Below are 23670 nucleotides of genomic sequence, written 5' to 3'. Positions count from 1 at the left end.
TTTTGCTTCGCTAATGCCGCCGCTTTTGCTTTTGCGGCCGCAGCAGCGCGTCGTTTTGCATCTTCCAAAGTCATTTCACTACCTTTTGGTAGCGCTTTCTCTTTTTCTCGATTTTCTTCCTCAAGTTTACTTATTTCCGCATCATGTTTCGCAACAAGACGCTTTCTCGCCTCTTCTTTCGCACGCCTAGCCGCTTCTCTTTTCAAATCCTCTAAGTCTTTATTTAGATCACTCATTTATTCGTCACCTGCTTTCCTGTCTTTGCCTCGTAACGAATTTTTTCTTTCAATTTATTAATTCCATAAATTAAAGCGGCAGGATTTGGTGGGCAACCAGGAATATACACATCAACTGGCACAATTTGATCTACACCTTTCACAACAGCGTATGAATTTACATATGGACCACCTGCTGTCGCACAAGATCCCATTGCAATAACCCATTTCGGTTCAGGCATTTGATCATATAAACGCCGAACAATAGGGGCCATCTTCTTCGTTACCGTTCCCGACACAATCATAACGTCCGATTGCCTTGGTGATGTCCGAAAAAATGACCCAAATCGATCTAAATCGTAATGTGATGAACCTACTCCCATCATTTCGATTGCACAGCATGCTAGTCCGAATGTCATCGGCCATAAAGAATTGCTCCGTGCCCATCCTTTCAACTGCTCCAAAGTAGAAAAAAAGATATTTCGTTCTAATTCCGCTCGCTCATTTGGATGTAATTCCTCAAAATTTATAACCATTGTAACACCTTCTTTTTCCAAGCATACGCTAATCCAACTAGCAACATTACAACAAAGATGAGCATTTCAATCAGTGCAAATAAACCGAGCTTGTCATATGCAACAGCCCATGGATATAAAAATAATGTTTCTACATCAAAGATGACAAACAATAAAGCAAAAATATAATAACGAGCATGAAACCGAATATTTGCATCATGAAAAGGCTCAATCCCACTCTCATACGTCGTCGCTTTCGCTGCACTTGGTTTATTTGGGCGCAGCATCCTTCCTAATGTAAGAGCCACTACCGGCAGCAATATGCCTAATAGCAAGAAAATCAAAACGATCATATAACTATTTTCATATACACTTGCCATTGTGAAACCCTCCCCCCTGAATTAAGAACAAGTTCACTTAGTAAACAATATGTCCTAGTTGCAGTAATTATTATTTTTAAATTTTTCTAAATAATGCAACTATTTTAATCATTATAGCAAACTTCAAATTCCTATGTCGATATGTTGGAGACAGAAACGAGAATTATTAAAATCTATTTTTATAACTGGCTATACCTGTGCAAAATAAGTATAGAAATTATATATATTTTTTAAGAAACAATAAAAAATAAAAAGAGGAATTTATATGTATATACCGTGGGTGAGATAAATGAAAAAACAAACACATGTAAGTATTCTTATAAGCATTACATTGTTGTCTATAGCGATTCATTACGTGGCAATGCCTTTTCTATATGAATACTCATTTCCTTTTCAAATTTTAATTGGAATGAGTACCTTATTCATTGATATTATCGCTTGTAGTTATATACTTTATTTTTCAAATAGGAAAGAAGGGTTACCTCGTTTATTTTGGACCATTTTATCTGTTGGAACTCTCTCTTATTTCATTGGTGATATCGTTGTTGCCTATCAACGTTTAATTTTAAAGGACTACTATACATTCGTTGATGCGTCCGATTTTTTTTATCTACTTTTTTTAATTAGCTTTGCATTTGCCTTTCTATATGAAATCATATATAACCGCAATTTATTAGAAAAGCTTTTTATGATATGCGATATTTGTATTATTGTTACAGCACAATTCACTTTGAGTTACTACTTACTTATTGAACGCACCATTCACGTTTCTTCAACATCCTATATCGACATATTTGTTCAACTGACCTATCCAATGGCCGATTTGCTCTTTTTCCTCATAGGAATCAATCTATTATTCAGACCATTATCCTTATTATCAAAAAAAGTTGGTGCGCTTCTTGGCAGTGCTTTAATTTTATATGCTACTACAGACGCGATTTATGCTTATATCAAATACTTCACACCAGAGTATTCTATGTTTACAGTTACTCCTCTCTATCAAGCAACTTTAGTACTAGTAGCAATCGCCTGTATTCTGCATACAAAAGAACCAGAGAAACAAGAGCAAGTACTATTAACACCTAAACTTGGGGAATCCATCAGATTGTCATTACCTTATATTTCTGTAGTCATGCTTATTGTTTTTATATTAGTTGAATACGTTTTTGCACCTATTGTAGTAATCGGGCTTATGATAACTTTCTCCTTCGTTCTCATTCGCCATAGTTTAGTTCGAAAACAAAATAAAATATTATTACTAGCTCAAATGCAATTCAACTTAGAACTTGAAAAACAAATTGAACTACGTACAGAAGATTTAGTAGAACAAAAAAATGAACTATACCATAACCAACAAATGTTTAAATCTTTATACGAGCACCATCCAGATCCAATCTTCACTTTAGATTTGTACGGTAATTTCCTCAATGTGAACAACGCCGGTACTACTTTACTCGGTTATCAAACGAATGAATTGTTAAAACAACCATACTATTCACTTACGTATGAAGAAGATTTGGAAGAAATCATTAATGCCTTTCACCTTGTAAAAAAGGGGAAATCTATTTCTTTAGAAATACGGGCATATCATAAAAATAGAGATATTTACTACTTGCATGTTACAGCTGTTCCTATCTTTTTAAAAAATCATATTTCTGGGGTTTATTTAATGATTAAAGATATTACAGAAAGCAAACAACAACAAGAACAAATTAATTTTCTAGCCTATCATGATACGTTAACAGAGCTTGCAAATCGCCGTGCCTTTCATCAATATGTAGAACAAGCGATTGCTCGATCCGAAATATCAAAAAAGCCTTTTGCTGTTATGTTTCTCGATTTAGACCGCTTTAAGGTTATTAATGATACCCTCGGTCATAGGGTAGGAGACCTTCTATTAATTGCAGTAGCAAAAAGACTCGAAAGACTATCGACACCAAATATGAAGCTTGCCCGGCTAGCCGGGGATGAGTTCACAATCCTTATCGAAAATTATAAAAAAAGACCAGATGTAAAAAAAATAGCCGATACAATTGTAGCAGCTATGAACGAACCATTCGAAATTGAAAATCAACATTTACAAATCTCACCGAGCATCGGGATTGCAATATATCCTGAAGCAGGTGAAGATCCATTGTCCATTTTACAGCATGCTGATATGGCTATGTACGAAGCAAAAAATAAAGGGAAAAACGGTAGCTCTCTGTACACGAAAGAATTGTATAAAAAAATGGAACGAAAAGCTCGAATTGAAAAAGATTTACCACTCGCTTTAGTAAACGAAGAGTTTTATCTCGTCTATCAACCACAAATTGATATTACGACGAAAAGGGTTATTGGCGCTGAAGCATTAATACGCTGGAAACACCCACTCCTAGGTGACATTCCGCCATGTGAATTCATTCCAATTGTAGAAGAGACGCCACAAGTCGTTCCACTCGGTCATTGGGTATTAAAAGAATCTTGTCGCCAGTTAAAAATATGGCATACTTTCGGCTACACAGATTTAAAAATAAGTGTGAACTTATCCGCAAAAGAGTTCCAGCAAGAGAATTTAATCAAGAACATTTCACAAATAATAACAGACATTAACGTCAATCCAAAGCATGTAATACTTGAGTTAACAGAACGAATTGCAATGATTGATGAAAAAGAAACGTTATCAAGGCTAAAACAATTAAAGGAATATGGTATTCAAATATCCATTGATGACTTCGGTACCGGCTATTCTTCTCTCGCTTATTTATCCATTTTCCCTATCGATACATTAAAAGTACCGAGAGAATTTACACAACTTGCCGATCATCGGCCTGAGGAAAGAGCCATCGTTTCCACTATCCTTTCCCTTGCAAATACTTTAAACCTTTCTGTCGTTGCTGAAGGAATTGAAACAGAAAAACAACTTAAGTTTCTACAAAAGAACAACTGTAAATATATGCAAGGTTACTATTTCAGTAAACCACTTACGAGTCATCAATTTATAAAATTTCTACAAAAAACACCCAGTATGAACCAATAGCTCATACTGGGTGTTTTTATAGTGTCGGAATTGTTTTCTCGTAATACTCCTCTGCAATTTCTTCATAAAAGGCTGCTGACGTCGTATAAAAATATGGAATTAACCATAGGAATCCAATCCCTAACGTAATACAACTTAATATAAACCAACCAATAAAGCTTAAACATAAAATGAAATACTCCATCTTATGTCCATCCATCATACGACGGCTTTCTGTAATAGCTTGATTTATGGAATACTCAGGATGATCATTTATTATAAAGTACGTCATCGCATAAGAAAATGATTTAATAATGCCTGGAATAATAAATAGTAAAAACCATAAGAAAATATAAATGTTCACTACGATATATAATAAAAATGACTTTATAAACTTACTTCCTTCTGTAAACCATCTAAATATATGTCCAATACGTGCCTCTTTTTCACGAATGAAATGCAGCGCTAAATAATAGCCACCTAACGTCAATGGACCTACCATCAATATTGAAATAACATCTACTGAAATTGAGCTATTTACTTCTTTCCAATCCCAAACCTGAGAGAAAATGAAATTAATACTAAAACTAAAAGCTGAAATAAGAATCGAAATCAGTAGTGTTGCCCCGACAGCTAATCCCCATTTCCCTTCTAATGAATCTAGCGCTTCTCCTTTTAAATCACTAATCATATTTTTCCTCCTATACGTAATAACTCTATTAGTATAGCATGTTCCTACTACAATTCATCTTTTGAAAGATGGCGATAAAAATGCGCTGTCGTTGTACTCATATACGGGCTAAGCCAAAGAAATCCTATTCCGAGTGTAAGAATCGCTAAAATTGCCCAACCTATAAAACTCAGCCACAGCAAAAATAAATCTAATTTGTGCCCCTTCATAAGACGCTTACTTTCTTTCATTGCCTGTGACACACTATATTCTGGATTTTCAATCATAACGTAGTACGTCATCGCATAAGAAAAGTACATCACAATCATACCAATAATTGAAATAGCTAATAGTACAAAGAAAGCAATAGCAAAAGACGTATTTCCTTCTTCACCAAAAAATGCAAACAATGCTACTAGCAGCATTGGAATCCATGTACCTGTATATAACAAAATCGCAAGCATTGCCCACATCGTTTTCATCATTCTTTTAAAGCCACGAAATCCTTCGAATAAGTAATCTACTTTGGCACCTTCTCGTTTACTGATCTGTAAAAATACATTTGTATAACCGTATGATGTAATTCCATACGATGCGTTACTCAAAATTATTATAATGCAATAAAAAATACCAAATGTAATACCTGCTCCGATTGACATCGTTTCCTCTTCAATTGACCCAGTTACGCTAACAACTAAGAAAAATATAATAATTCCTGGAATTAACATTATAAGCATTGCAGCCATTGAAACAACATAACTTAAAATAAAATATAAAATCGTTGATCCAACACCTAGTCCCCAATTTCCTTTTAAAGAGTGCAACGCTTCTCGTTTCATTTCACCGATCATTTATTCATCCCCTTTATAAATTGTTGTACATTCTCTACTTATACAAGCATCAATATAATTATACCATTTTTGTAAAATTATCCATGAACTACACAAAAAAATCCGTAAAGGCAAAGCCTTTACGGATTTTTTATTTCATATTGGAAACGTTTAAACGGTTCACAGCACGTTGTAATGCCATTTCTGCACGTTTAAAGTCAACATGTGCTTGTTTATCTTGCATACGTTGCTCAGCGCGACGCTTCGATTCATTTGCACGATGGATATCGATATGGTTTGCTTCTTCAGCAGATGATGATAATACAGTTACTTTATCTGGACGAACTTCGATAAAGCCACCGCTTACTGCTACATAATCAGTGTGTCCACCATGTTTCAGACGAACTGCACTAATTTTTAATGGTGCAACAGTTGGAATGTGACCTGGTAAGATCCCCATTTCTCCACTCTCTGCTTTTACGCTTACCATTTCTACTTCTTTTTCGTAAACCGGTCCATCAGGAGTTACAATACTGACTGGAAATGTCTTCATAATTCGTCCCTCCTAAGGCCTTACGCCATCATTTTCTTCGCGTTTTCAATAACTTCTTCAATGCCACCTACAAGACGGAATGCATCTTCCGGAAGGTCATCATATTTTCCTTCTAGAATTTCTTTAAATCCGCTAACTGTATTTTTTACAGGTACGTAAGAACCTTTTTGACCTGTAAACTGCTCAGCTACGTGGAAGTTTTGAGATAAGAAGAATTGAATACGACGAGCACGATGTACAACTAACTTATCTTCTTCAGATAACTCATCCATACCTAAGATAGCGATGATATCTTGAAGCTCTTTATAACGCTGTAAAGTTTGCTGTACTTGACGAGCTACTTCATAATGCTCTTCTCCTACGATTTCTGGAGAAAGTGCACGAGATGTAGATGCTAATGGATCTACGGCTGGGTAAATACCCATTTGTGTTAAACGACGCTCTAAGTTTGTTGTTGCATCTAAGTGAGCGAACGTTGTAGCTGGTGCTGGATCCGTATAGTCATCGGCTGGTACATATACCGCTTGGATAGACGTGATAGATCCTTTATTTGTAGATGTAATACGCTCTTGTAATTGACCCATTTCTGTTGCAAGTGTTGGTTGGTAACCTACCGCAGATGGCATACGACCAAGAAGGGCAGATACTTCAGAACCTGCTTGCGTGAAACGGAAGATATTATCGATGAACAGAAGTACGTCTTGTCCTTGCTCATCACGGAAATGCTCAGCCATTGTTAAACCTGTTAATGCAACACGTTGACGTGCTCCAGGTGGCTCGTTCATTTGTCCGAATACCATCGCAGTTTTCTTAATTACGCCAGAATCGCTCATTTCGTGGTATAAATCGTTACCCTCACGAGTACGCTCACCTACACCAGCGAATACAGAGATACCACCGTGTTCTTGTGCGATGTTATTAATTAATTCCTGAATTAATACAGTTTTACCTACACCGGCACCACCGAATAGACCGATCTTACCACCCTTAATGTAAGGAGCAAGTAAGTCTACTACTTTAATACCAGTTTCAAGAATTTCTACTTTAGTAGATAATTCTTCGAATGCAGGTGCTTGACGGTGAATTGGATCACGACGTACATCGGCAGGAACCTCACCATCTAAGTCAATTGCATCACCTAATACGTTAAATACGCGACCAAGTGTTGCATCACCAACTGGTACAGAGATTGCTTTACCAGTATCTTCTACTTCTGTACCACGAACAAGTCCGTCTGTGGAAGACATTGCAACTGTACGAACTGTATCATCACCTAAATGAAGTGCAACTTCAAATGTTAAGTTAATGCTTGTTCCGTTTTCGTTGCTTTGTTTTACCGTAAGGGCGTTGTAGATTTCTGGTAGCTTTCCGCCATCAAACTTAACGTCTACAACCGGACCCATGATTTGCGTAACGCGCCCTTTATTCATCGGGTTCCCTCCTAGCTTTCTTTTAATTAGCCAACTTGCTACGAGCAGTTAGCTTTTAATTTTTTTATTGGTTTATAGCTTACGCGACTCTTTTGAAAGAGTCGCTAAGCTTTTTATTGAATCTAGTTCCAGCGGCTAGAACAGTCGTTCCTTTCGCGCCTTCCTACGAGGCAAAAAGCGCCTCTTTGTCAGGAGCTCCAATGCCCTCCTGTTCTAAACGAACCGCCTACACTTTTTAATACTACTCTAACGCTGCTGCTCCACCAACGATTTCCGTAATTTCTTGCGTAATCGCTGCCTGACGCGCACGGTTGAATGAAAGTGTAAGTGAATCGATAACTTCCATTGCATTGTCTGTAGCACTCTTCATTGCTGTCATACGCGCTGCGTGTTCACTTGCTTTACCGTCTAGTAATGCACCGTACACTAAGCTTTCTGCATATTGTGGCAATAGTACTTTTAAAATTTCTTCTTCAGAAGGTTCGAACTCATAAGCTGTCGTCGGTTTATCAGACGCCACATCAGTAAGCGGTAAAATTTTATTTTCCGTTACTTCTTGTGAAATTTTACTTACGTAATGGTTGTAGTAAATATACAGCTCATCATAAGCACCATCTGCGAACATCGCAATTGCTCGAGAAGCAAGGTCTTTAATATCAGTAAATGATGGGTGGTCAGATAATCCAACTACTTCATCAATGATGTTAAAGCCGCGACGTTTTAAATAATCACGTCCTAGTCGGCCAAGCACAATAATTGAATATTGGTTTGAGTCCATATTATGACGTTCACGAATTACGTTACTCACTGTACGTAATACGTTACTGTTATAACCACCTGCTAGTCCGCGATCAGATGTAATAACGATGTATCCTGTACGCTTTACAGGACGCGCATTTAGCATCGGATGATTAATTCCTTTACTTCCTTGCGCAATGCTCGCTACTACTTCTTGAATCTTTTCCATATACGGAACGAAAGATTTAGCATTTTGCTCTGCACGGTTTAACTTAGATGCAGATACCATCTCCATCGCTTTCGTAATTTGACTCGTTTTCTTTGTCGAGTTAATCTTCGCTTTTATATCGCGTAAAGATGCCACAGGTTTTCACCACCTTTTTTCCGGAAGTTGGCACGATTAGTAAGAATTCTCTTTCTAATCTACGTTGCAAGATATTCTTGCTCATGATTGAAGGAAAAGAATAGGTGCACCTACTCTTTTCCTTTACATAACCGTCAGCAATCTCAAAGCCTGAGATGCTTTATATATTATCTAGCTCCGGCGGCTTGTACGAGCCGCTGGAGCTTTTATTTATTACTCAGAAGCTACGAATACTTTTTTAAATCCATTAATAGCTGCTGCAAATTTGTCGTCATCCGCAAGTTTCTTAGTTGTGCGGATTTCTTCTAATAAGTCAGTCGCATTAGAATCTAACCAAGCATGTAATTCTTCTTCGAAACGAGTGATATCTGCTACTGGGATATCATCTAGGAATCCACGTGTTAAAGCGTAAAGAATGATAACTTGTTTCTCTACACGTAACGGTTTGTGTAATCCTTGTTTTAATACCTCAACAGTACGAGCACCACGGTTTAGTTTCGCTTGAGTTGCTTTATCAAGGTCAGAACCGAACTGAGCGAACGCTTCTAACTCACGGTAAGATGCAAGGTCAAGACGAAGTGTACCTGATACTTTACTCATTGCTTTAATCTGAGCAGATCCACCTACACGAGATACAGAAGTACCCGCATCGATTGCTGGACGTACGCCAGAGAAGAATAGGTCAGATTGTAAGAAGATTTGTCCATCCGTAATAGAAATTACGTTTGTTGGGATGTAAGCCGATACGTCCCCTGCTTGTGTTTCGATGAAAGGTAGTGCAGTTAAAGAACCGCCGCCTCTTGCATCACTTAATTTTGCTGCACGCTCTAATAGGCGAGAATGTAAGTAGAATACATCCCCTGGATATGCTTCACGACCTGGAGGACGACGTAATAGTAATGACAGCTCACGGTAAGCCGCTGCTTGTTTTGATAAGTCATCATATACTACTAATACGTGTTTACCATTGTACATGAACTCTTCACCCATTGTTACACCAGCGTAAGGAGCTAAGTATAATAATGGAGCTGGTTGAGAAGCTGATGCAGTTACAACGATTGTGTACTCTAATGCACCGTGCTTACGTAGTGTTTCTACTACGTTACGTACAGTTGATTCTTTTTGTCCGATCGCTACGTAGATACAAATCATATCTTCATCTTTTTGGTTAATGATTGTATCAAGTGCAACTGCTGTTTTACCTGTTTGACGGTCACCGATGATTAACTCACGTTGACCACGGCCAATTGGTACAAGAGCATCGATCGCTTTAATACCTGTTTGAAGTGGCTCATGAACAGATTTACGATCCATTACACCTGGTGCTGGACTTTCGATTGGACGAGTGTTTGTTGTATTGATTGGGCCTAAACCATCAACTGGTTGACCTAATGGGTTTACAACACGACCGATTAGTTCTTTTCCTACTGGTACTTGCATGATGCGACCAGTACGACGAACTTCGTCACCTTCACGGATTTCTGTGTAAGGTCCTAAAATAATGATACCTACGTTGTTTTCCTCTAAGTTTTGTGCTAGTCCCATAACGCCGTTAGAGAACTCTACAAGTTCACCAGCCATAACGTTATCAAGACCATGAGCACGCGCAATACCGTCACCAACTTGGATAACTGTACCAACATCACTAACTTCGATTTCAGACTGATAGTTCTCGATTTGTTGCTTTATCAGTGCGCTAATTTCTTCAGCTCTGATGCTCATGTGCTTCACCCCTATCTATTCTTCATTAATTCACGCTGAATACGTGCTAATTTTCCTTGTAAACTTCCATCATAAATGCGATTTCCAATACGTACTTTAATGCCGCCTAGTAAATCTTCATCTACAACATTTTTTACGCGAATTGCATCTTTTCCTGTTCTCTTTGCAAATGCTTCTGCAATGTTAAGCTTCTCTTCTTCTGATAGAAGACGAGTAGAATATACAGTTGCATCCGCTACGTTACGTTCTTCATTAGCAAGAACAACGTATTCATCTGCAATTTCAGGTAAGATATCAATGCGTTTGTTATCAATTAAAATATATAACGTATTTAAAATAGATTCAGAAACAGACCCGAATACGTTTGCAAGAAACGTTTTCTTTTGTTCCTTTGAAATGTTCGGTTGCGTTAAAAAGCTATGTAGTTCTCCGTTCTTTACATAAACGTTTTGTACAAGGCGTAATTCCTCTTCAAACATTTCTAATACGTGTTTTTCTTTAGCAATTTTAAAAAGAGCGACAGCATAACGTTTTGCTACAATCCCATTGCTCATCGCGCTTCTCCTACTTCTTTAATATAATCGCGAATTAACTTAACTTGATCTTCTTCTTTTAACTCTTTTTCAATTACTTTAGAAGCAATTTGAACAGATAAAGAAGCGACTTGTTCTTGTAAAGCAGCAATCGCTTGCTCTTTTTCGCGTTGAATTTCTTGTACAGCAGATGCTTTAATTGATTCTGCTTCTTCTTTCGCAGCAGCAACAATAACATCTTTTTGATCTACAGCTTGTTTTTTCGCTCTTTCGATTAACTCTTGTGCTTCAACACGCGATTGTTTTAACATTTCACGTTGTTCTTCTACTAATTTCTTCGCTTCAGCGTTACTTCTTTCTGCAGCGTCGATTTCATTAGTAACATGCTCTTCACGTTCTTTCATAATTCCCATTAAAGGACCCCACGCGAATTTGCGTAGCATTACTAATAGAAGTAAGAAAATGAACAATGTATAAGCAATCGTTCCAAATGGAATGGCAGCCCCTAATAATAAAGTTGGCACAAGGATTCACTCCCTTCAAAATATCTAAATTGATCATATGAAAAAAAAAGACATACGTTTCATCCATAAAGCAATGGCGAAGAAAGTTCGGAAAAACACTCTTCGCCATCTATGTAAGGGGAGTCTCCCTTATTTGTTCATTACGATGAATGCAATAACTACACCGATGATTGGAAGTGCCTCAACTAAAGCAACCCCGATGAACATAATTGTTTGAAGTGCGCCTTTTAATTCTGGTTGACGAGCAACACCTTCGATTGTACGTGATACGATAAGACCGTTACCAATACCTGCACCTAATGCTGATAAACCAATTGCAATTGCAGCTGCGATTACACCTAAACTCATTTAATTTGTCCTCCTTTGTATTATAAAAAAATAAATTTTTTCTTACTTAAATTATATTAATGGTCATGGCTTACTTTATGAGCCATATAAACCATCGTTAACATAACGAAAATAAATGACTGGATTGATCCAACGAATACACTGAATCCCATCCATGCTAACATCGGTACAAGCGCACCTAATGCTCCAAGGAATGATGCCCCGCCTAACTTAGCAAGTAATCCTAATAAGATCTCACCTGCATAAATGTTACCGAATAAACGAAGACCTAACGTTAATGTGTTAGCAAACTCCTCAATAACCTTTAATGGGAATAAGAATTTCATCGGTTGGAAATAACCTTTAACGTATTCTTTCGTACCCTTCATCTTAATTCCATAATAATGGGTGAGGGTAACTACCATCACGGCTAATGTTAATGTAACTGCTGGATCAGACGTTGGTGATCTCCACCATGCAATATGTTCGCCAGCCTCAACTGTTGAATACATGAATGGTAAACCAAGGAAGTTCGATACGATGATAAACATGATAAGCGTAACGCCAAGCGTTAAGAAACGTCCACCTGTTTTCCAGTCCATCGTACTATTGATAATCCCTTTCACGAAGTCAAACACCCATTCCATGAAATTTTGCATTCCTGTTGGGCGCAGAGCTAAGCTGCGAGTTCCGATAACAGCGATTAAGAAAACAATAACTGCTGCTACAGTAACCATCATAACTGATGACAAATCGAACGTTAAACCTAGAAATTCAACTAATCTACCGTGTTCCACTAGTAATTCACCTCTCTTCCCTGCTCTTATACTCTAAATAAAGAAAATCTATGATCATGACAAGGTATCCTGTCAGCAATCCTACACCTAGGCCCCACATCGCAATTAACTCTTGATATTTGGCTGCAAATAAAATTAATAACCCAATCGTGGCGAATCTTGAATATGTACTTACCGCCGTCGCCTTAAACTTCACGTTTTCTCCATTTGTTACGCGATCCAACAGCTTGTCTGTTCTACGTGCAATGATGCGCAAACTAAGAAAACTGAAAATCGTTCCGATAATCAGTCCAAGAAATACATCCTTGTAAGAGGTGAATCCCCATCCTAGCACTAGAAGCGCAAGCAAGTAGTACATATATTTCTTTTGTCTTTGGACAAGTCCATGTACGTCTATCATCATTGCTCTCCCGAATAGTAATGTCGAATGAGTCGAATCATTGCGTATATCCCAGTTCCTAATCCGAGTAATAACCCTATAATAAGAAACAACGGAAACGTTCCAACCTTATTATCAATCCACTGCCCACCAAAGATTCCAATAAGAATAGAACCGACTAACTGAGCAAGAATACCTGACATTAAAGCATAAGCTTTTATATGGCTGCGATCGTTTTTTTGCAAGGATTCATCCCTCCAATATGTAACCCTCATTCACGATGTGTTAATAATAACTCATTTTTTTGCATAAATCCTATACAAAATAAAAAGTTTACATTTTCGTCACTGAATAGATGTATTTTTGTCACTGAAAGCCCTACCATCTATCCCCGTTGTTAGCATACAATAGGGTATTAACAGTGTCAACGAGAAATCGTAAAAAATCAAAAAATTTGAGTATTAGTCATTTCCTCCCAAAAATGAAAACGTTCCCCTTCTAAATACTGGTTAGAGATATGCAATTTCTAACAATTTCCTCTTTATAATAGAAGGAAATGTTCACAAGTTTGTCACTATTATATTTTTAAGATATAACGCTTTCCTTCCATAATATAGTGCTCTTTAGACGTAAGACTTCTATATTATATGTGATGTGTATGCAACTTATGTTGTATATACTATGTATATTTATCCCCCCTCCCCTACCTCATCAAGGTACAAAAAAACGAGAGGGGAACCCCCTCTCGTCAGTTGTCTTACTTCGTTCCGAATAAACGGTCACCAGCATCACCAAGACCTGGTACTACATATCCGTGTTCATTTAATTTCTCATCTAATGCTGCTACATAAATATCAACATCAGGATGTTCTTCTTGTACTACTTTTACTCCTTCTGGAGCTGCAACGATACACATTAATTTAATTTGTTTTGCACCGCGCTTTTTCAGAGAGTTAATTGCTTCAGCTGCAGAACCACCTGTTGCTAGCATCGGATCTAGTACGATAAAGTCACGCTCTTCTACATCCGTTGGAAGTTTCACATAGTATTCTACCGGTTGCAATGTTTTAGGATCGCGGTATAAACCAACGTGTCCTACTTTTGCTGCTGGAATTAATTTCAGAATTCCATCAACCATTCCTAAACCTGCACGTAAAATCGGAATTAAACCAAGTTTTTTACCAGCGATCACTTTTGTTGTCGCTTTGCTTACAGGCGTTTCAATTTCAATGTCTTTAAGTGGAAGATCGCGCGTAATTTCAAAAGCCATTAAGCTTGCTACTTCGTCCACTAATTCACGAAAATCTTTCGTACCTGTATTCTTATCGCGAATATATGTAATCTTATGTTGAATTAACGGGTGATCAAATACATACAGTTTTCCCATGTGAATCTCTCCTTTAGATGATATTCATGCGTTTGCACGCTTTTTTACACTATTTACGATTGTAAAGAAAACGCTACTAATATTCAAGGGCAAATTTGGCAAAATCATGATTTACGATGAATCTATCTAGTATCTTTACCAATTATGGGAGCTGTATCCTTCATTATATCGCCAAAATTTATTCATCATTTGTATACATACTTAAAGAACAATATATGTCCAAAAAAAAACTGCCAAAACAATTACGTCTCAGCAGTCTTCTTTCATCTATTATAGATCTGTGTACATTGGGAATTTGCTCGTTAACGCTTCTACACGCTTACGTGCTTCTTCTAATGCAGCTTCATTTTCATGATTTTTTAATGTGTAAGCAATAAGTGACGCAATTTCATCCATTTCTTCTAAACCGAAACCACGAGATGTTACAGCTGCCGTACCGATACGTACACCGCTTGTTACAAATGGGCTTGCTGTTTCAAATGGAATTGTATTTTTGTTCACTGTAATACCAACTTCATCTAATACGTGCTCCGCTACTTTACCTGTGATTTCTAAGTTACGAACATCAATCAGGATTAAGTGATTGTCTGTTCCGCCAGAAACAAGTGTAAGTCCTTCTTTTTGAAGACCTTCAGCTAGGCGGTTCGCATTATTAATGATATTTTGTGCATATGTTTTAAACTCATCTTGTAGTGTCTCTCCAAATGCAACAGCTTTTGCAGCGATTACGTGCATAAGTGGACCACCTTGAATACCAGGGAAGATTGATTTATCAATTTGTTTTGCAAATTGTTCTTCACATAAAATCATACCACCACGTGGGCCACGTAATGTTTTATGTGTTGTCGTTGTAACGAAATGTGCATGTGGTACTGGGTTTGGATGTAAACCAGCAGCTACTAAACCAGCGATATGTGCCATATCAACCATAAAGTATGCACCCACTTCATCTGCAATCTCACGGAATCGTTTGAAATCGATAACACGAGGGTATGCACTTGCACCTGCAACGATTAATTTTGGTTTATGTTCTTTCGCTTTTGCTAATACATCATCGTAATTAATACGGTGAGATTCAGCATCCACGCCATATTCTACGAAATTATATTGTACTCCACTGAAGTTAACAGGGCTTCCGTGTGTTAAGTGACCACCATGGGATAAATTCATACCAAGTACTGTATCGCCTTGCTCTAAAATCGTGAAGTATACTGCCATGTTCGCTTGTGCACCAGAATGCGGTTGAACATTTACATGCTCTGCACCAAAAATTTCTTTCGCGCGATCACGTGCGATATCTTCTACTACGTCTACGTGCTCACAGCCACCATAGTAACGTTTTCCAGGATATCCTTCAGCATACTTATTCGTTAAAACAGAACCTTGCGCCTCCATTACTGCTTCACTTACGAAGTTTTCCGAAGCAATTAACTCAATCTTTGAACGCTGTCTTCCTAGTTCTGCCTCAATTGCAGCAAATACCTTTTCATCTTGACGTTTTAAATGATCCACCAAAATCCCCCTTTTCTGAACGAATTACATCGATTCCCAATAGTTTTTTCTCATTTATTCAGAAAAAACGAAAATTCAGGTTGTAATTCTTTCGAACCTTCATGTTTTCAACTACATTCTAACATGACTTTCTATATCATAAAAGAAAAAAAAGACCAAAAATCGGTCTTTTCTTTCTTCTATGATAAAGTCAGACAACATACCTTATTCGTAGGATACAATGAAACTTCAACGGCAAGAGATAGTCTCTTCCTTCGCCGCATAAACAGCACGTGCTCCACCAATTAGTTTTCCACGTGTTGTTGCCATCGTTACATGCGCACTTCCAATTTCCTTCACACCTGTACGAACCGGAACAGCTACATGTTTTAAATGCATACCGATAAATGTATCACCAATATCCATTCCTGCATCTGCTTTAATAAACTCAATTACTACCGGATCTTTCAAATTGTGATAAGCATATGTTGCTAATGCACCACCTGCTGATCTAACAGGCGTAACTGTTACAATTTCAAATTGATATTTCATCGCCAACTCTCTCTCAACTACTAAAGCACGGTTTAAATGCTCACAACATTGAAACGCCAACTCAATACCTGTTTGCTCTTGAAATTGTTTTAACTCAGAAAAAATCGCCTCTGCTACTTCCATCGTTCCTGATGTTCCAATTCTTTCTCCTAGCACTTCGCTCGTGCTACACCCCACTACAAAAATTTGACTACTTTGTAATGAAGCTTGTTCTTGGAAATCAGAAAGCGACATTTGTAACTGTTCTCTTACCTTTACGATTTCTGTCATTACGCCTCTTCCTTTCACAGGTTGGTTCACCAAATTATATTTCATACTGCTTCTAGTTAGAATCTATTACTTTGTTTCGTATGTTTTAATTTTTCCTACGCGGTTTTCGTGACGACCACCTTCATAGTCAGTTGTTAACCAAATTTTTGCGATGTCACGTGCTAGACCCGCACCAATTACACGCTCGCCCATCGCTAACATATTCGTATCATTATGCTCTCTCGTTGCTTTCGCACTGAAAGTATCATGAACTAACGCACAACGAATACCATTTACTTTGTTTGCAGCAATTGACATACCGATGCCTGTCCCACAAACTAAAATACCACGATCCACTTCACCATTCGCTACCATTTCCGCTGCTGGAAACGCAAAATCAGGGTAATCAACAGAACCAGCTTCACATTCACAACCTAAATCAATATATTCAATATTTAATTCTTCTAATAAACTTACAAGTTCTTTACGGATATTCATACCGCCGTGATCAGATGCTACTACTACTTTCATTTTTACCCCTCCAAAGTTTCAATCAATTATCTTCATTTCTCACTCGCCACCATAATGGAACGAAGTGATCTCCAATATCGTATTATACACGAAACATCAACCTTCTGAATGTTTTTTCAGTAAAGTTTGTACAAGTTTTTCCATCTCTTCTAACGTTTCTTTATAAATAGAAAGTGATCCGCCAAATGGATCTGAAATATCCTTACTTATCCCCTTGGTTACTCCATATAACGTATCTACTTTCTCTTCAACACTCGGGTAATGCCCAAGGACAATTTGCTTATGGTTTTCCGTCATTGTTACTACAATATCTGCCCAATCAATCAAAGTTTCGTTTACCTGCTGCGAAGCATGATCGATTGCAATTCCCTTTTCAGCTAAAGCTTCCTTTGCATATATCGATGCATCACTTCCAGGATAGGCGAAAACACCAGCAGATTGCACTTCAAAATTATCTTCCCCATGATGACGAAGTAACGCCTCAGCCATCGGGCTACGGCATGTATTTCCAGTGCAAATAAATAACACTCGTTTCATCCAAACCCACCCCTTTTCTTCTTTTTCCTACTTTTTATCATAACGTACATAAGAATAGAACAAAAGAAATGTGAATATACGAAAGGCGCATTTCTCTTATATTTTTTCTAAGAAAAATGCGCCTTATCCACATATATGTGAAACCCTATTTCCAAGTGCCCAAAGTATTTTAACATACATAAGGAACAGACTCCAAAAGAAAATAAGGAATCCATTTCATAAGAAACGGATTCCTTTCATGTAATAATTATTTCATTGTAACTTTCATTACTTCTGTTGAACCTTTTGTAGCAGTTACACCTACAGTTGTCTTAATAGACTCAGCTGCATCTGTATTTGTGATAACGATTGGAGTAATTGTGCTTTTCGCTTTTTCACGGATTAATTCTAAGTCGAATGAGATTAATTTATCTCCAGCTTTTACAGCTTGTCCTTCAGAAACGTGAGCTTCGAAACCTTCGCCTTCCATTTTTACAGTTTCTAATCCAACGTGGATTAAAATTTCTGTACCGTTTTTCGCTTTAATTCCAATCGCATGTTTCGTGTGGAATAATTGTACGATTTCACCATCAACTGGAGATACAACTACACCTTCAGTAGGATCAATTGCAACACCATCGCCCATCATACGACCAGCGAATACTGGATCTGGTACTTCTTCAATATTTTTCACTGCTCCAGTTAATGGAGCTACGATTGTTTCTTCATTTGTTTTTGAACCAAGACCGAATAATTTTTTAAACATAGGATAGTCCTCCTTATAATTTACCTAAAAGTTTATAGGGCAATCTCTATTAAAGATCTGAATAAACGTAAGACCTCATACTTCGAATATTATACTGTAAAAACGCTTTCGAAATAAATTACGTCATTACTACTAGACTCTTATTGTAGCGTCTCACAAAATTCCAGTCAATTCTGATTGTCTGAATAACAATAAGAAGTTAACTTCTACTTATATTTTCTCTTTTTTTACCCAACTTGTCTAGAGGTCTTTACTACATTTTATTTTTTGTTGTTAATTTGTAAAATTTTATTCAAACTTTTTTCGAAATACGCTCGACTAAAGTAAGTAACTATTTTATCATTACTTACATAAGGTAAGTTAATAACTTTTTGGAGGTTTTGAAAATGATGGATTTCGGTCTTCTTATTATTCGTCTTATTATAGGTATTACATTCATGGGTCATGGTGCTCAAAAATTATTTGGTTGGTTCGGCGGTTACGGTTTAAAAGGAACAGGTGGCTGGATGGAATCAATTGGTTTACGCCCTGGTGTATTCATGGCGTTTATGGCTGGTGCAACCGAATTATTAGGTGGTTTCTTATTCGCATCAGGTATCTTCACTGCAATCGGTTCATTATTTATCGTTGGAACAATGTTAATGGCAATCTTCACTGTTCACGGAAAAAATGGTTACTGGGTTACACAAAACGGATACGAATATAACTTAATGTTAATCGCTGTTGCAATTGGCGTAGCTTTAATCGGACCTGGCGCATACGTTTTATTATAATTTTTATCTTGAATTCAAGATTATTTGAACGGAACTTACTTCATTACGATTGAAGTAAGTTCTTTTTATGTAATAAAAATATTATTTTCAGCAGGAGTTTTCCACTAACATCTTGTAAAGAAACAATAAGTCGTCATATTTAGAAAGGGGATTTTAAGTATGTTATCCATTAATCCAAACGAACAAACGGAAAAAGAGAATTACAAATTATTAACAGGAAGTATTATTCCACGCCCTGTCGCATTCGTTACTTCTGTAACAAAAGACGGCATATTAAACGGCGCACCATATAGTTATTTCAACATCGTCGCTGCAAATCCACCACTTATTTCAGTTTCTGTGCAACGGAAAGCAGGAGAAAGAAAGGACACTTCTCGAAATGCAATTGAAAAAGGTGAGTTTGTCGTACATATTTCTGATGAATCTTACGTAGAAGCAATTAACGAAACAGCAGCTAACCTCCCGCCAAATGAAAGTGAAATTGAACTAGCGAAACTAACACCAATTGAAAGTGATGTCATCTCCGTTCCAGGTGTAAAAGAAGCAAACATTCGAATGGAGTGCGTACTAGAGCGTGCAATCCCTCTTGGCGGAACAGAAGACTCACCAGCTTGCGATTTACTAATCGGACGCGTCGTTCGTTTCCACGTCGCAGAACACCTATACGAAAAAGGTCGCATTCACGCAGAGGGACTAAAACCAGTAAGCCGTCTAGCAGGACATAACTACGCAAAACTAGGAGAACAATTTGAATTGGTAAGGCCTGTTTAAAAGTGGAAGCAGCTCGTTCAGAATCGCAGGGCACTTCAAGCTCTCGACCTTGAAGCGCTTTTTGCTTCGAGCGAGAGAGCGAAATGACTGGAGGTTCTAACCGCCGAAGCCGGATATCACCCTAAAGGCGGACGCAATTCACTCAAAATAAAATACCTGTAAAATACAAAAGGCTGTACCAAAATAATTTGGTACAGCCTTTTCATAGAAGAAGAAAAATAATTTTTCAATTTTGGTCATCGACCTCTTTTACCATCATTGGTCATCGGTAAAAAGTAACAGTGTGATTGGTTATTGGATGATTGGTTGTACCCTTTGCCATCACAAAATCTCATTTTACAAAAGTGGTCTTCTTCTATGCCTTGAAGCGGAGTCTCACCACTTCAAGGTTTAAAAGTATTTTTCACCATCGAAGTCTAGTTCAACCGCGTAGTTTTTCGCATTAATTAAATTGGACAATCTATTAGCTTGTCTCTCTAATTCTAAACCTTTTACACGATATACTTCAGGATCAAACATCGCTACTTTTAAAAGAGACGATGTTTCACCGTAAGAATATACATGCTCTTCTTTCTTACTCACACCAAACTCTTTACACTTTCGAGCTTTTGCACGTAGTTGTGTTGCAAGTTCTATCGCTTCAACAATCGTTATATTCTCTCCATTGAAATTCACTTCATTTTGGATATTAGCTTCATACATCAATTTATCTAAAAGACGAAAATCAGCGCGAACTTCATCTAGTTCCTGCTCAACCTGTATCAATGTACGCGTCTGTTTTGGAAGTGTATCACCTTTTTCAATTTCAACAAATCCAATTTGGTTCATCTCTCCTTCTAACTCATGTATTCTTTTCGATAATACACTTTTTAATTTTACAGCTTCTGCTAAAGAAATGTTAGACATAGTATCCCCCTTATATCTCTTCCTTCTGCTCCTCTAAAGTAGGTACTTTCTCTTTTTTCGGTTTCCCAAGCTTAATTACTAAGAAATATAGGGAAAGCAATGTAATTAGAAAAACAATTAAAAACGGGTATGGAGAATAAAAGGCACGCGCTGCCTCCGTTTTTCCCGCAACAAACTTCAATGAATCAATATCTAAAAACTCAGCAAACATTTGTACGCCAAGCATACTAAACCAAAATACAAAAAAACTAATAATAATACCAAAAACTTGCTTCAATCTCGTCATTCATCTCATCCTTTCTATATGTGTAATTTTTTAGTGCAATCAGTATAGTATAAATAAAACTATGCACAGAAAGGAGCTATCTTACCATTCGCGAATTAACTTCATCCAATCTAAAATTGAAATTTGCAAAATAATACCCCAAATAATAAGCAGTCGCAACCATCTAGGAAAGAAAGTTACAAATCGAATATACCATTCTAATAGCTTGTTCATAACGCCCTCCTCCTTAAAATTATATAGGAAAAAGGAGATATAATCCAAATCCAACCAAAATGATACCGCCTACTATCTCGCCATATGTGCCGAGCATATCTTTCGCATGCCTACCAATTAATAAACCAAGCCACGCTAATAACATACTAACAAACCCAAAAAGTAATATCGTAATAAGTGTCTGCGCTCCGTAAATACCAAGACTAAGGCCTACTGAAAAACTATCTATACTAACACCAAATGCAAATACGAATAAACTAATTCCAATAGGGGCCGTTCTAGTCTCTTCATTCTCCAAAATAGAGGAATATACAATATAGAACCCTAGTCCAATTAATAAAATAGCACCTGCAAAATGTGCAATATCCCCATACTGCTCTGATAAAAAACGACCTAATACCATCCCTATAAATGGCATGATAATATGAAATATCCCTATCGTCATACCGATATACAGGATTTGTCTTCCCTTTAAGGTCATCATTCCCATACCAAGACTCACCGAGAATGCATCCATCCCTAAGGCGAATGCCATAATTGTTAAAGGTATTAGCTGTTCAAACGTCATTCATGCCCCTCCTCGGACGTGCTACTTCAAAATATGCTTATCCGAGGAGAAATATTCTGTTTGCTAATCGTACCTTATCATTCAGTAATAATTTGATGGCCTGCCGCTTTCGTTAAGCGATTCATAATGGCATTCCCTATTCCTTCATTCGGGAATGATTCACTAAAAATAACATCTACTTCACTTGCATCAAACGTTCTCAGTACATCATATAATTTAGTCGCAACGCTTGCTAAATCGCTTCGAACACCACAAGACAAGACAACATCCGTGCTATATACATGCTGATACTCTTCTGTCGTTAATACACCTACTTTGAACCCTTCTTCTTTCTTCTCATCCACAAGGCGTTGAATAAATTCACGTGAACCTTCCACAATACTCAGTGGCGCTTTCGGTGCATAATGTGTATATTTCATTCCAGGTGATTTCGGTTTTTCCTTCTCATCCTTTAAAGCCGGATCTAAAGAAACAGTACCAATCACCGCTTCCAATTGTTCTTTCGTAATCCCACCTGGACGTAATATCGTTGGAACAGCGCTCGTACAATCAATTACAGTCGATTCAACACCTACTCCTGTTGCACCACCATCTACAATACCTGCAATTTTCTCATTTAAATCTTCATATACGTGAGACGCTAACGTCGGACTTGGACGACCAGAACGATTCGCACTCGGTGCTGCAACAGGTACATTTGCCTCTTCAATAAGAGCAAGCGCTACTGGATGATCAGGCATTCTTACTCCAACCGTATTAAGTCCTGCCGTCACCTTCTCTGAAATACCTTCTTTTCTAGGTAAAATAATTGTTAACGGGCCTGGCCAAAAGTGCTCCATTAATTTCTCTGCAACGGGCGGAATTTCTTTCACAATCCCGTCCAACTGTGATTTTGTACCGATGTGGACAATCAGTGGATTATCACTCGGTCTTCCTTTCGCTTCAAAAATTTTCGCGATTGCTTCATCATTCATCGCGTTTGCACCTAATCCATATACCGTTTCGGTAGGGAAGGCAATCGCCTCGTTTTCCCTTAATAATTTTGCTGCTTCTTGTAACTGTGGATAATATTTTTTTCTTTCCACAACATTATCCACAACCCACATATTTGTATGCATTTTTTCCCACGTCCTTTTCTACCCTGAAATACTTGTCTATTTTTAGTTTACTATGAGATTTATCCAAAAGACAAACAAGGTTTATCCACAAAATGTGGATAAACCTAATTAATCCGTGGATAACTTTGTGAATAGCTGACAATTTAGTATTATTGCATTTGGCTCTTTTATATTTTTACAAAAGTGTTCTAACTGTCGAATTCCCTCAGGTACGTTTTCTTTCTCTATAGTAACAAAGTCAAAAAACTGAAAGATTGTTATAGATTGTGGATGATTTGTTAGTAAGTACAATTGTCGAATATTTTTTTCTTTCATATACTGCAAAAACATTTCAAAAAAATATAAGAAAGTCTGTTTATCCACATTAGGTGTGAATAAACAAGAACGAATCAGTGCGTGTTCTTCACTTTGTTCATATCCGATGACAGCCCGTATTTCTTCCGCCTCTTCCAAAATCATAAATTGCGCGTACAACTCATTTATTTTATCATCTTTTTTATTAGCTTGTCCGAAAAAAGAATGCAATCTTTCCACATCTGCTTTCGTCGCAAAATATACTTTCTTCATA

General features: G+C 37.4%; 30 protein-coding genes and 1 pseudogene. 3 read left to right on the top strand and 28 right to left on the bottom strand.

Going from position 1 to position 23670, the window contains the following annotated elements; all coding sequences use genetic code 11:
- The 3 genes and pseudogenes from FS742_RS21440 to nuoA form a co-directional block, all read right to left on the bottom strand.
- A pseudogene (locus tag FS742_RS21440) lies at positions 1-236 on the bottom strand (NADH-quinone oxidoreductase subunit C); the annotation flags it as partial.
- Positions 233-751 (bottom strand): NADH-quinone oxidoreductase subunit NuoB, encoded by a 519-nt coding sequence (gene nuoB, locus FS742_RS21435; RefSeq protein WP_000236331.1) that lies wholly within the window; start codon positions 749-751, stop codon positions 233-235. The gene nuoB and the pseudogene FS742_RS21440, both read right to left, overlap by 4 nt.
- Positions 742-1110, bottom strand: a complete 369-nt coding sequence (gene nuoA / locus FS742_RS21430; RefSeq protein WP_000179273.1) for an NADH-quinone oxidoreductase subunit NuoA — start codon at positions 1108-1110, stop codon at positions 742-744. The genes nuoB and nuoA overlap by 10 nt, the downstream gene beginning before the upstream one ends.
- A gap of 289 nt (positions 1111-1399) precedes the next feature.
- On the opposite strand from nuoA, the gene FS742_RS21425 reads away from it, so the two are divergent.
- Positions 1400-4129, top strand: a complete 2730-nt coding sequence (locus tag FS742_RS21425) for an EAL domain-containing protein (protein WP_144614942.1) — start codon at positions 1400-1402, stop codon at positions 4127-4129.
- 16 nt (positions 4130-4145) lie between these two features.
- Here the strand turns inward: FS742_RS21425 and FS742_RS21420 are convergent, their stop codons facing one another.
- The 19 genes from FS742_RS21420 to FS742_RS21330 all read right to left on the bottom strand — a co-directional run bounded on the left by FS742_RS21420 (position 4146) and on the right by FS742_RS21330 (position 18467).
- Complete coding sequence (locus FS742_RS21420) at positions 4146-4799, bottom strand: DUF975 family protein (protein WP_144614940.1); 654 nt, start codon at positions 4797-4799, stop codon at positions 4146-4148.
- Positions 4800-4846: 47 nt separating this feature from the next.
- Positions 4847-5629: a DUF975 family protein gene (locus tag FS742_RS21415; protein ID WP_144614938.1), complete on the bottom strand. Its 783-nt coding sequence runs from the start codon at positions 5627-5629 to the stop codon at positions 4847-4849.
- Positions 5630-5759: 130 nt separating this feature from the next.
- Positions 5760-6161, bottom strand: coding sequence for a F0F1 ATP synthase subunit epsilon (gene atpC / locus FS742_RS21410; RefSeq protein WP_144614936.1), 402 nt, complete (start codon positions 6159-6161; stop codon positions 5760-5762).
- 20 nt (positions 6162-6181) lie between these two features.
- The gene (gene atpD / locus FS742_RS21405) at positions 6182-7591 is read right to left on the bottom strand and encodes a F0F1 ATP synthase subunit beta (RefSeq protein WP_001032603.1); all 1410 of its coding nucleotides are present in this window, start codon (positions 7589-7591) and stop codon (positions 6182-6184) included.
- 241 nt (positions 7592-7832) lie between these two features.
- Positions 7833-8693 carry a F0F1 ATP synthase subunit gamma gene (gene atpG / locus FS742_RS21400; protein WP_000157696.1) on the bottom strand — a complete coding sequence of 287 codons (861 nt, stop codon included), beginning with the start codon at positions 8691-8693 and terminating at the stop codon, positions 7833-7835.
- A gap of 213 nt (positions 8694-8906) precedes the next feature.
- Positions 8907-10415, bottom strand: coding sequence for a F0F1 ATP synthase subunit alpha (gene atpA, locus FS742_RS21395; protein WP_144614934.1), 1509 nt, complete (start codon positions 10413-10415; stop codon positions 8907-8909).
- A gap of 11 nt (positions 10416-10426) precedes the next feature.
- Positions 10427-10969, bottom strand: a complete 543-nt coding sequence (atpH, locus tag FS742_RS21390) for a F0F1 ATP synthase subunit delta (RefSeq protein WP_000064683.1) — start codon at positions 10967-10969, stop codon at positions 10427-10429.
- The gene (atpF, locus tag FS742_RS21385) at positions 10966-11472 is read right to left on the bottom strand and encodes a F0F1 ATP synthase subunit B (RefSeq protein WP_001142618.1); all 507 of its coding nucleotides are present in this window, start codon (positions 11470-11472) and stop codon (positions 10966-10968) included. Before atpF ends, atpH begins: the two co-directional genes overlap by 4 nt.
- Before the next feature lie 129 nt (positions 11473-11601).
- Positions 11602-11820, bottom strand: a complete 219-nt coding sequence (atpE, locus tag FS742_RS21380) for a F0F1 ATP synthase subunit C (protein ID WP_000052064.1) — start codon at positions 11818-11820, stop codon at positions 11602-11604.
- A gap of 56 nt (positions 11821-11876) precedes the next feature.
- On the bottom strand, positions 11877-12596 hold the full coding sequence (gene atpB / locus FS742_RS21375; RefSeq protein WP_016085476.1) for a F0F1 ATP synthase subunit A: 720 nt from the start codon (positions 12594-12596) through the stop codon (positions 11877-11879).
- 7 nt (positions 12597-12603) lie between these two features.
- Entirely contained in the window at positions 12604-12996 is a 393-nt protein-coding gene (locus FS742_RS21370; protein ID WP_000567600.1) for an ATP synthase subunit I, read from the bottom strand.
- Positions 12996-13220: an AtpZ/AtpI family protein gene (locus FS742_RS21365; RefSeq protein ID WP_001171218.1), complete on the bottom strand. Its 225-nt coding sequence runs from the start codon at positions 13218-13220 to the stop codon at positions 12996-12998. Before FS742_RS21365 ends, FS742_RS21370 begins: the two co-directional genes overlap by 1 nt.
- Positions 13221-13246: 26 nt before the next feature.
- Entirely contained in the window at positions 13247-13360 is a 114-nt protein-coding gene (locus FS742_RS21360; RefSeq protein ID WP_071724806.1) for a DUF4024 domain-containing protein, read from the bottom strand.
- Positions 13361-13732: 372 nt separating this feature from the next.
- Positions 13733-14362, bottom strand: a complete 630-nt coding sequence (upp, locus tag FS742_RS21355; RefSeq protein ID WP_098431731.1) for a uracil phosphoribosyltransferase — start codon at positions 14360-14362, stop codon at positions 13733-13735.
- A gap of 270 nt (positions 14363-14632) precedes the next feature.
- The gene (gene glyA, locus FS742_RS21350) at positions 14633-15874 is read right to left on the bottom strand and encodes a serine hydroxymethyltransferase (RefSeq protein ID WP_060632956.1); all 1242 of its coding nucleotides are present in this window, start codon (positions 15872-15874) and stop codon (positions 14633-14635) included.
- 228 nt (positions 15875-16102) lie between these two features.
- The gene (locus tag FS742_RS21345; protein ID WP_144614932.1) at positions 16103-16720 is read right to left on the bottom strand and encodes a TIGR01440 family protein; all 618 of its coding nucleotides are present in this window, start codon (positions 16718-16720) and stop codon (positions 16103-16105) included.
- A gap of 21 nt (positions 16721-16741) precedes the next feature.
- Positions 16742-17185, bottom strand: a complete 444-nt coding sequence (gene rpiB, locus FS742_RS21340; protein WP_000869917.1) for a ribose 5-phosphate isomerase B — start codon at positions 17183-17185, stop codon at positions 16742-16744.
- Positions 17186-17281: 96 nt separating this feature from the next.
- Positions 17282-17722 carry a low molecular weight protein arginine phosphatase gene (locus FS742_RS21335; RefSeq protein WP_144614931.1) on the bottom strand — a complete coding sequence of 147 codons (441 nt, stop codon included), beginning with the start codon at positions 17720-17722 and terminating at the stop codon, positions 17282-17284.
- 247 nt (positions 17723-17969) lie between these two features.
- Positions 17970-18467, bottom strand: coding sequence for a PTS sugar transporter subunit IIA (locus tag FS742_RS21330; RefSeq protein WP_000473666.1), 498 nt, complete (start codon positions 18465-18467; stop codon positions 17970-17972).
- Positions 18468-18853: 386 nt separating this feature from the next.
- Here FS742_RS21330 and FS742_RS21325 point away from each other — a divergent pair, with 386 nt between their 5' ends.
- Together FS742_RS21325 and FS742_RS21320 are read left to right on the top strand one after the other, a co-directional pair.
- On the top strand, positions 18854-19240 hold the full coding sequence (locus tag FS742_RS21325; RefSeq protein WP_000968618.1) for a DoxX family protein: 387 nt from the start codon (positions 18854-18856) through the stop codon (positions 19238-19240).
- A gap of 159 nt (positions 19241-19399) precedes the next feature.
- Positions 19400-20011, top strand: coding sequence for a flavin reductase family protein (locus tag FS742_RS21320; protein WP_144614929.1), 612 nt, complete (start codon positions 19400-19402; stop codon positions 20009-20011).
- 390 nt (positions 20012-20401) lie between these two features.
- Here the strand turns inward: FS742_RS21320 and FS742_RS21315 are convergent, their stop codons facing one another.
- The 6 genes from FS742_RS21315 to FS742_RS21295 form a co-directional block, all read right to left on the bottom strand.
- Positions 20402-20917: a hypothetical protein gene (locus FS742_RS21315; RefSeq protein ID WP_144614927.1), complete on the bottom strand. Its 516-nt coding sequence runs from the start codon at positions 20915-20917 to the stop codon at positions 20402-20404.
- 10 nt (positions 20918-20927) lie between these two features.
- The gene (locus FS742_RS21310) at positions 20928-21203 is read right to left on the bottom strand and encodes a DUF3935 domain-containing protein (RefSeq protein WP_144614925.1); all 276 of its coding nucleotides are present in this window, start codon (positions 21201-21203) and stop codon (positions 20928-20930) included.
- 81 nt (positions 21204-21284) lie between these two features.
- A complete protein-coding gene (locus tag FS742_RS28070) occupies positions 21285-21416 on the bottom strand; it encodes a hypothetical protein (protein ID WP_260869680.1) in 132 nt (43 codons plus the stop codon).
- A gap of 19 nt (positions 21417-21435) precedes the next feature.
- Positions 21436-21984 carry a manganese efflux pump MntP gene (locus FS742_RS21305; protein ID WP_000142485.1) on the bottom strand — a complete coding sequence of 183 codons (549 nt, stop codon included), beginning with the start codon at positions 21982-21984 and terminating at the stop codon, positions 21436-21438.
- Between the two features lie 77 nt (positions 21985-22061).
- Positions 22062-23102, bottom strand: a complete 1041-nt coding sequence (locus FS742_RS21300) for an L-threonylcarbamoyladenylate synthase (RefSeq protein ID WP_144614923.1) — start codon at positions 23100-23102, stop codon at positions 22062-22064.
- Between the two features lie 108 nt (positions 23103-23210).
- A complete protein-coding gene (locus FS742_RS21295) occupies positions 23211-23669 on the bottom strand; it encodes a GNAT family N-acetyltransferase (protein ID WP_000758431.1) in 459 nt (152 codons plus the stop codon).
- Position 23670 lies beyond the last annotated feature (1 nt).

Source organism: Bacillus cereus, assembly GCF_007678085.1.
GTDB lineage: Bacteria > Bacillota > Bacilli > Bacillales > Bacillaceae_G > Bacillus_A > Bacillus_A cereus_BE.
This window is presented reverse-complemented; position numbering and strand designations above follow the sequence as displayed.

What these genes read in the sequence shown, in the direction of transcription:
- nuoB (WP_000236331.1), bottom strand. Translation starts at nt 751, where the DNA reads ATGGTTATAAATTTTGAGGAATTACATCCAAATGAGCGAGCGGAATTA.
- nuoA (WP_000179273.1), bottom strand. Translation starts at nt 1,110, where the DNA reads ATGGCAAGTGTATATGAAAATAGTTATATGATCGTTTTGATTTTCTTG.
- FS742_RS21425 (WP_144614942.1), top strand. Translation starts at nt 1,400, where the DNA reads ATGAAAAAACAAACACATGTAAGTATTCTTATAAGCATTACATTGTTG.
- FS742_RS21420 (WP_144614940.1), bottom strand. Translation starts at nt 4,799, where the DNA reads ATGATTAGTGATTTAAAAGGAGAAGCGCTAGATTCATTAGAAGGGAAA.
- FS742_RS21415 (WP_144614938.1), bottom strand. Translation starts at nt 5,629, where the DNA reads ATGATCGGTGAAATGAAACGAGAAGCGTTGCACTCTTTAAAAGGAAAT.
- atpC (WP_144614936.1), bottom strand. Translation starts at nt 6,161, where the DNA reads ATGAAGACATTTCCAGTCAGTATTGTAACTCCTGATGGACCGGTTTAC.
- atpD (WP_001032603.1), bottom strand. Translation starts at nt 7,591, where the DNA reads ATGAATAAAGGGCGCGTTACGCAAATCATGGGTCCGGTTGTAGACGTT.
- atpA (WP_144614934.1), bottom strand. Translation starts at nt 10,415, where the DNA reads ATGAGCATCAGAGCTGAAGAAATTAGCGCACTGATAAAGCAACAAATC.
- atpH (WP_000064683.1), bottom strand. Translation starts at nt 10,969, where the DNA reads ATGAGCAATGGGATTGTAGCAAAACGTTATGCTGTCGCTCTTTTTAAA.
- atpE (WP_000052064.1), bottom strand. Translation starts at nt 11,820, where the DNA reads ATGAGTTTAGGTGTAATCGCAGCTGCAATTGCAATTGGTTTATCAGCA.
- FS742_RS21370 (WP_000567600.1), bottom strand. Translation starts at nt 12,996, where the DNA reads ATGATAGACGTACATGGACTTGTCCAAAGACAAAAGAAATATATGTAC.
- FS742_RS21360 (WP_071724806.1), bottom strand. Translation starts at nt 13,360, where the DNA reads ATGGTAGGGCTTTCAGTGACAAAAATACATCTATTCAGTGACGAAAAT.
- upp (WP_098431731.1), bottom strand. Translation starts at nt 14,362, where the DNA reads ATGGGAAAACTGTATGTATTTGATCACCCGTTAATTCAACATAAGATT.
- FS742_RS21345 (WP_144614932.1), bottom strand. Translation starts at nt 16,720, where the DNA reads ATGAAATATAATTTGGTGAACCAACCTGTGAAAGGAAGAGGCGTAATG.
- rpiB (WP_000869917.1), bottom strand. Translation starts at nt 17,185, where the DNA reads ATGAAAGTAGTAGTAGCATCTGATCACGGCGGTATGAATATCCGTAAA.
- FS742_RS21335 (WP_144614931.1), bottom strand. Translation starts at nt 17,722, where the DNA reads ATGAAACGAGTGTTATTTATTTGCACTGGAAATACATGCCGTAGCCCG.
- FS742_RS21330 (WP_000473666.1), bottom strand. Translation starts at nt 18,467, where the DNA reads ATGTTTAAAAAATTATTCGGTCTTGGTTCAAAAACAAATGAAGAAACA.
- FS742_RS21325 (WP_000968618.1), top strand. Translation starts at nt 18,854, where the DNA reads ATGATGGATTTCGGTCTTCTTATTATTCGTCTTATTATAGGTATTACA.
- FS742_RS21320 (WP_144614929.1), top strand. Translation starts at nt 19,400, where the DNA reads ATGTTATCCATTAATCCAAACGAACAAACGGAAAAAGAGAATTACAAA.
- FS742_RS21315 (WP_144614927.1), bottom strand. Translation starts at nt 20,917, where the DNA reads ATGTCTAACATTTCTTTAGCAGAAGCTGTAAAATTAAAAAGTGTATTA.
- FS742_RS21310 (WP_144614925.1), bottom strand. Translation starts at nt 21,203, where the DNA reads ATGACGAGATTGAAGCAAGTTTTTGGTATTATTATTAGTTTTTTTGTA.
- FS742_RS28070 (WP_260869680.1), bottom strand. Translation starts at nt 21,416, where the DNA reads ATGAACAAGCTATTAGAATGGTATATTCGATTTGTAACTTTCTTTCCT.
- FS742_RS21305 (WP_000142485.1), bottom strand. Translation starts at nt 21,984, where the DNA reads ATGACGTTTGAACAGCTAATACCTTTAACAATTATGGCATTCGCCTTA.
- FS742_RS21300 (WP_144614923.1), bottom strand. Translation starts at nt 23,102, where the DNA reads ATGCATACAAATATGTGGGTTGTGGATAATGTTGTGGAAAGAAAAAAA.
- FS742_RS21295 (WP_000758431.1), bottom strand. Translation starts at nt 23,669, where the DNA reads ATGAAGAAAGTATATTTTGCGACGAAAGCAGATGTGGAAAGATTGCAT.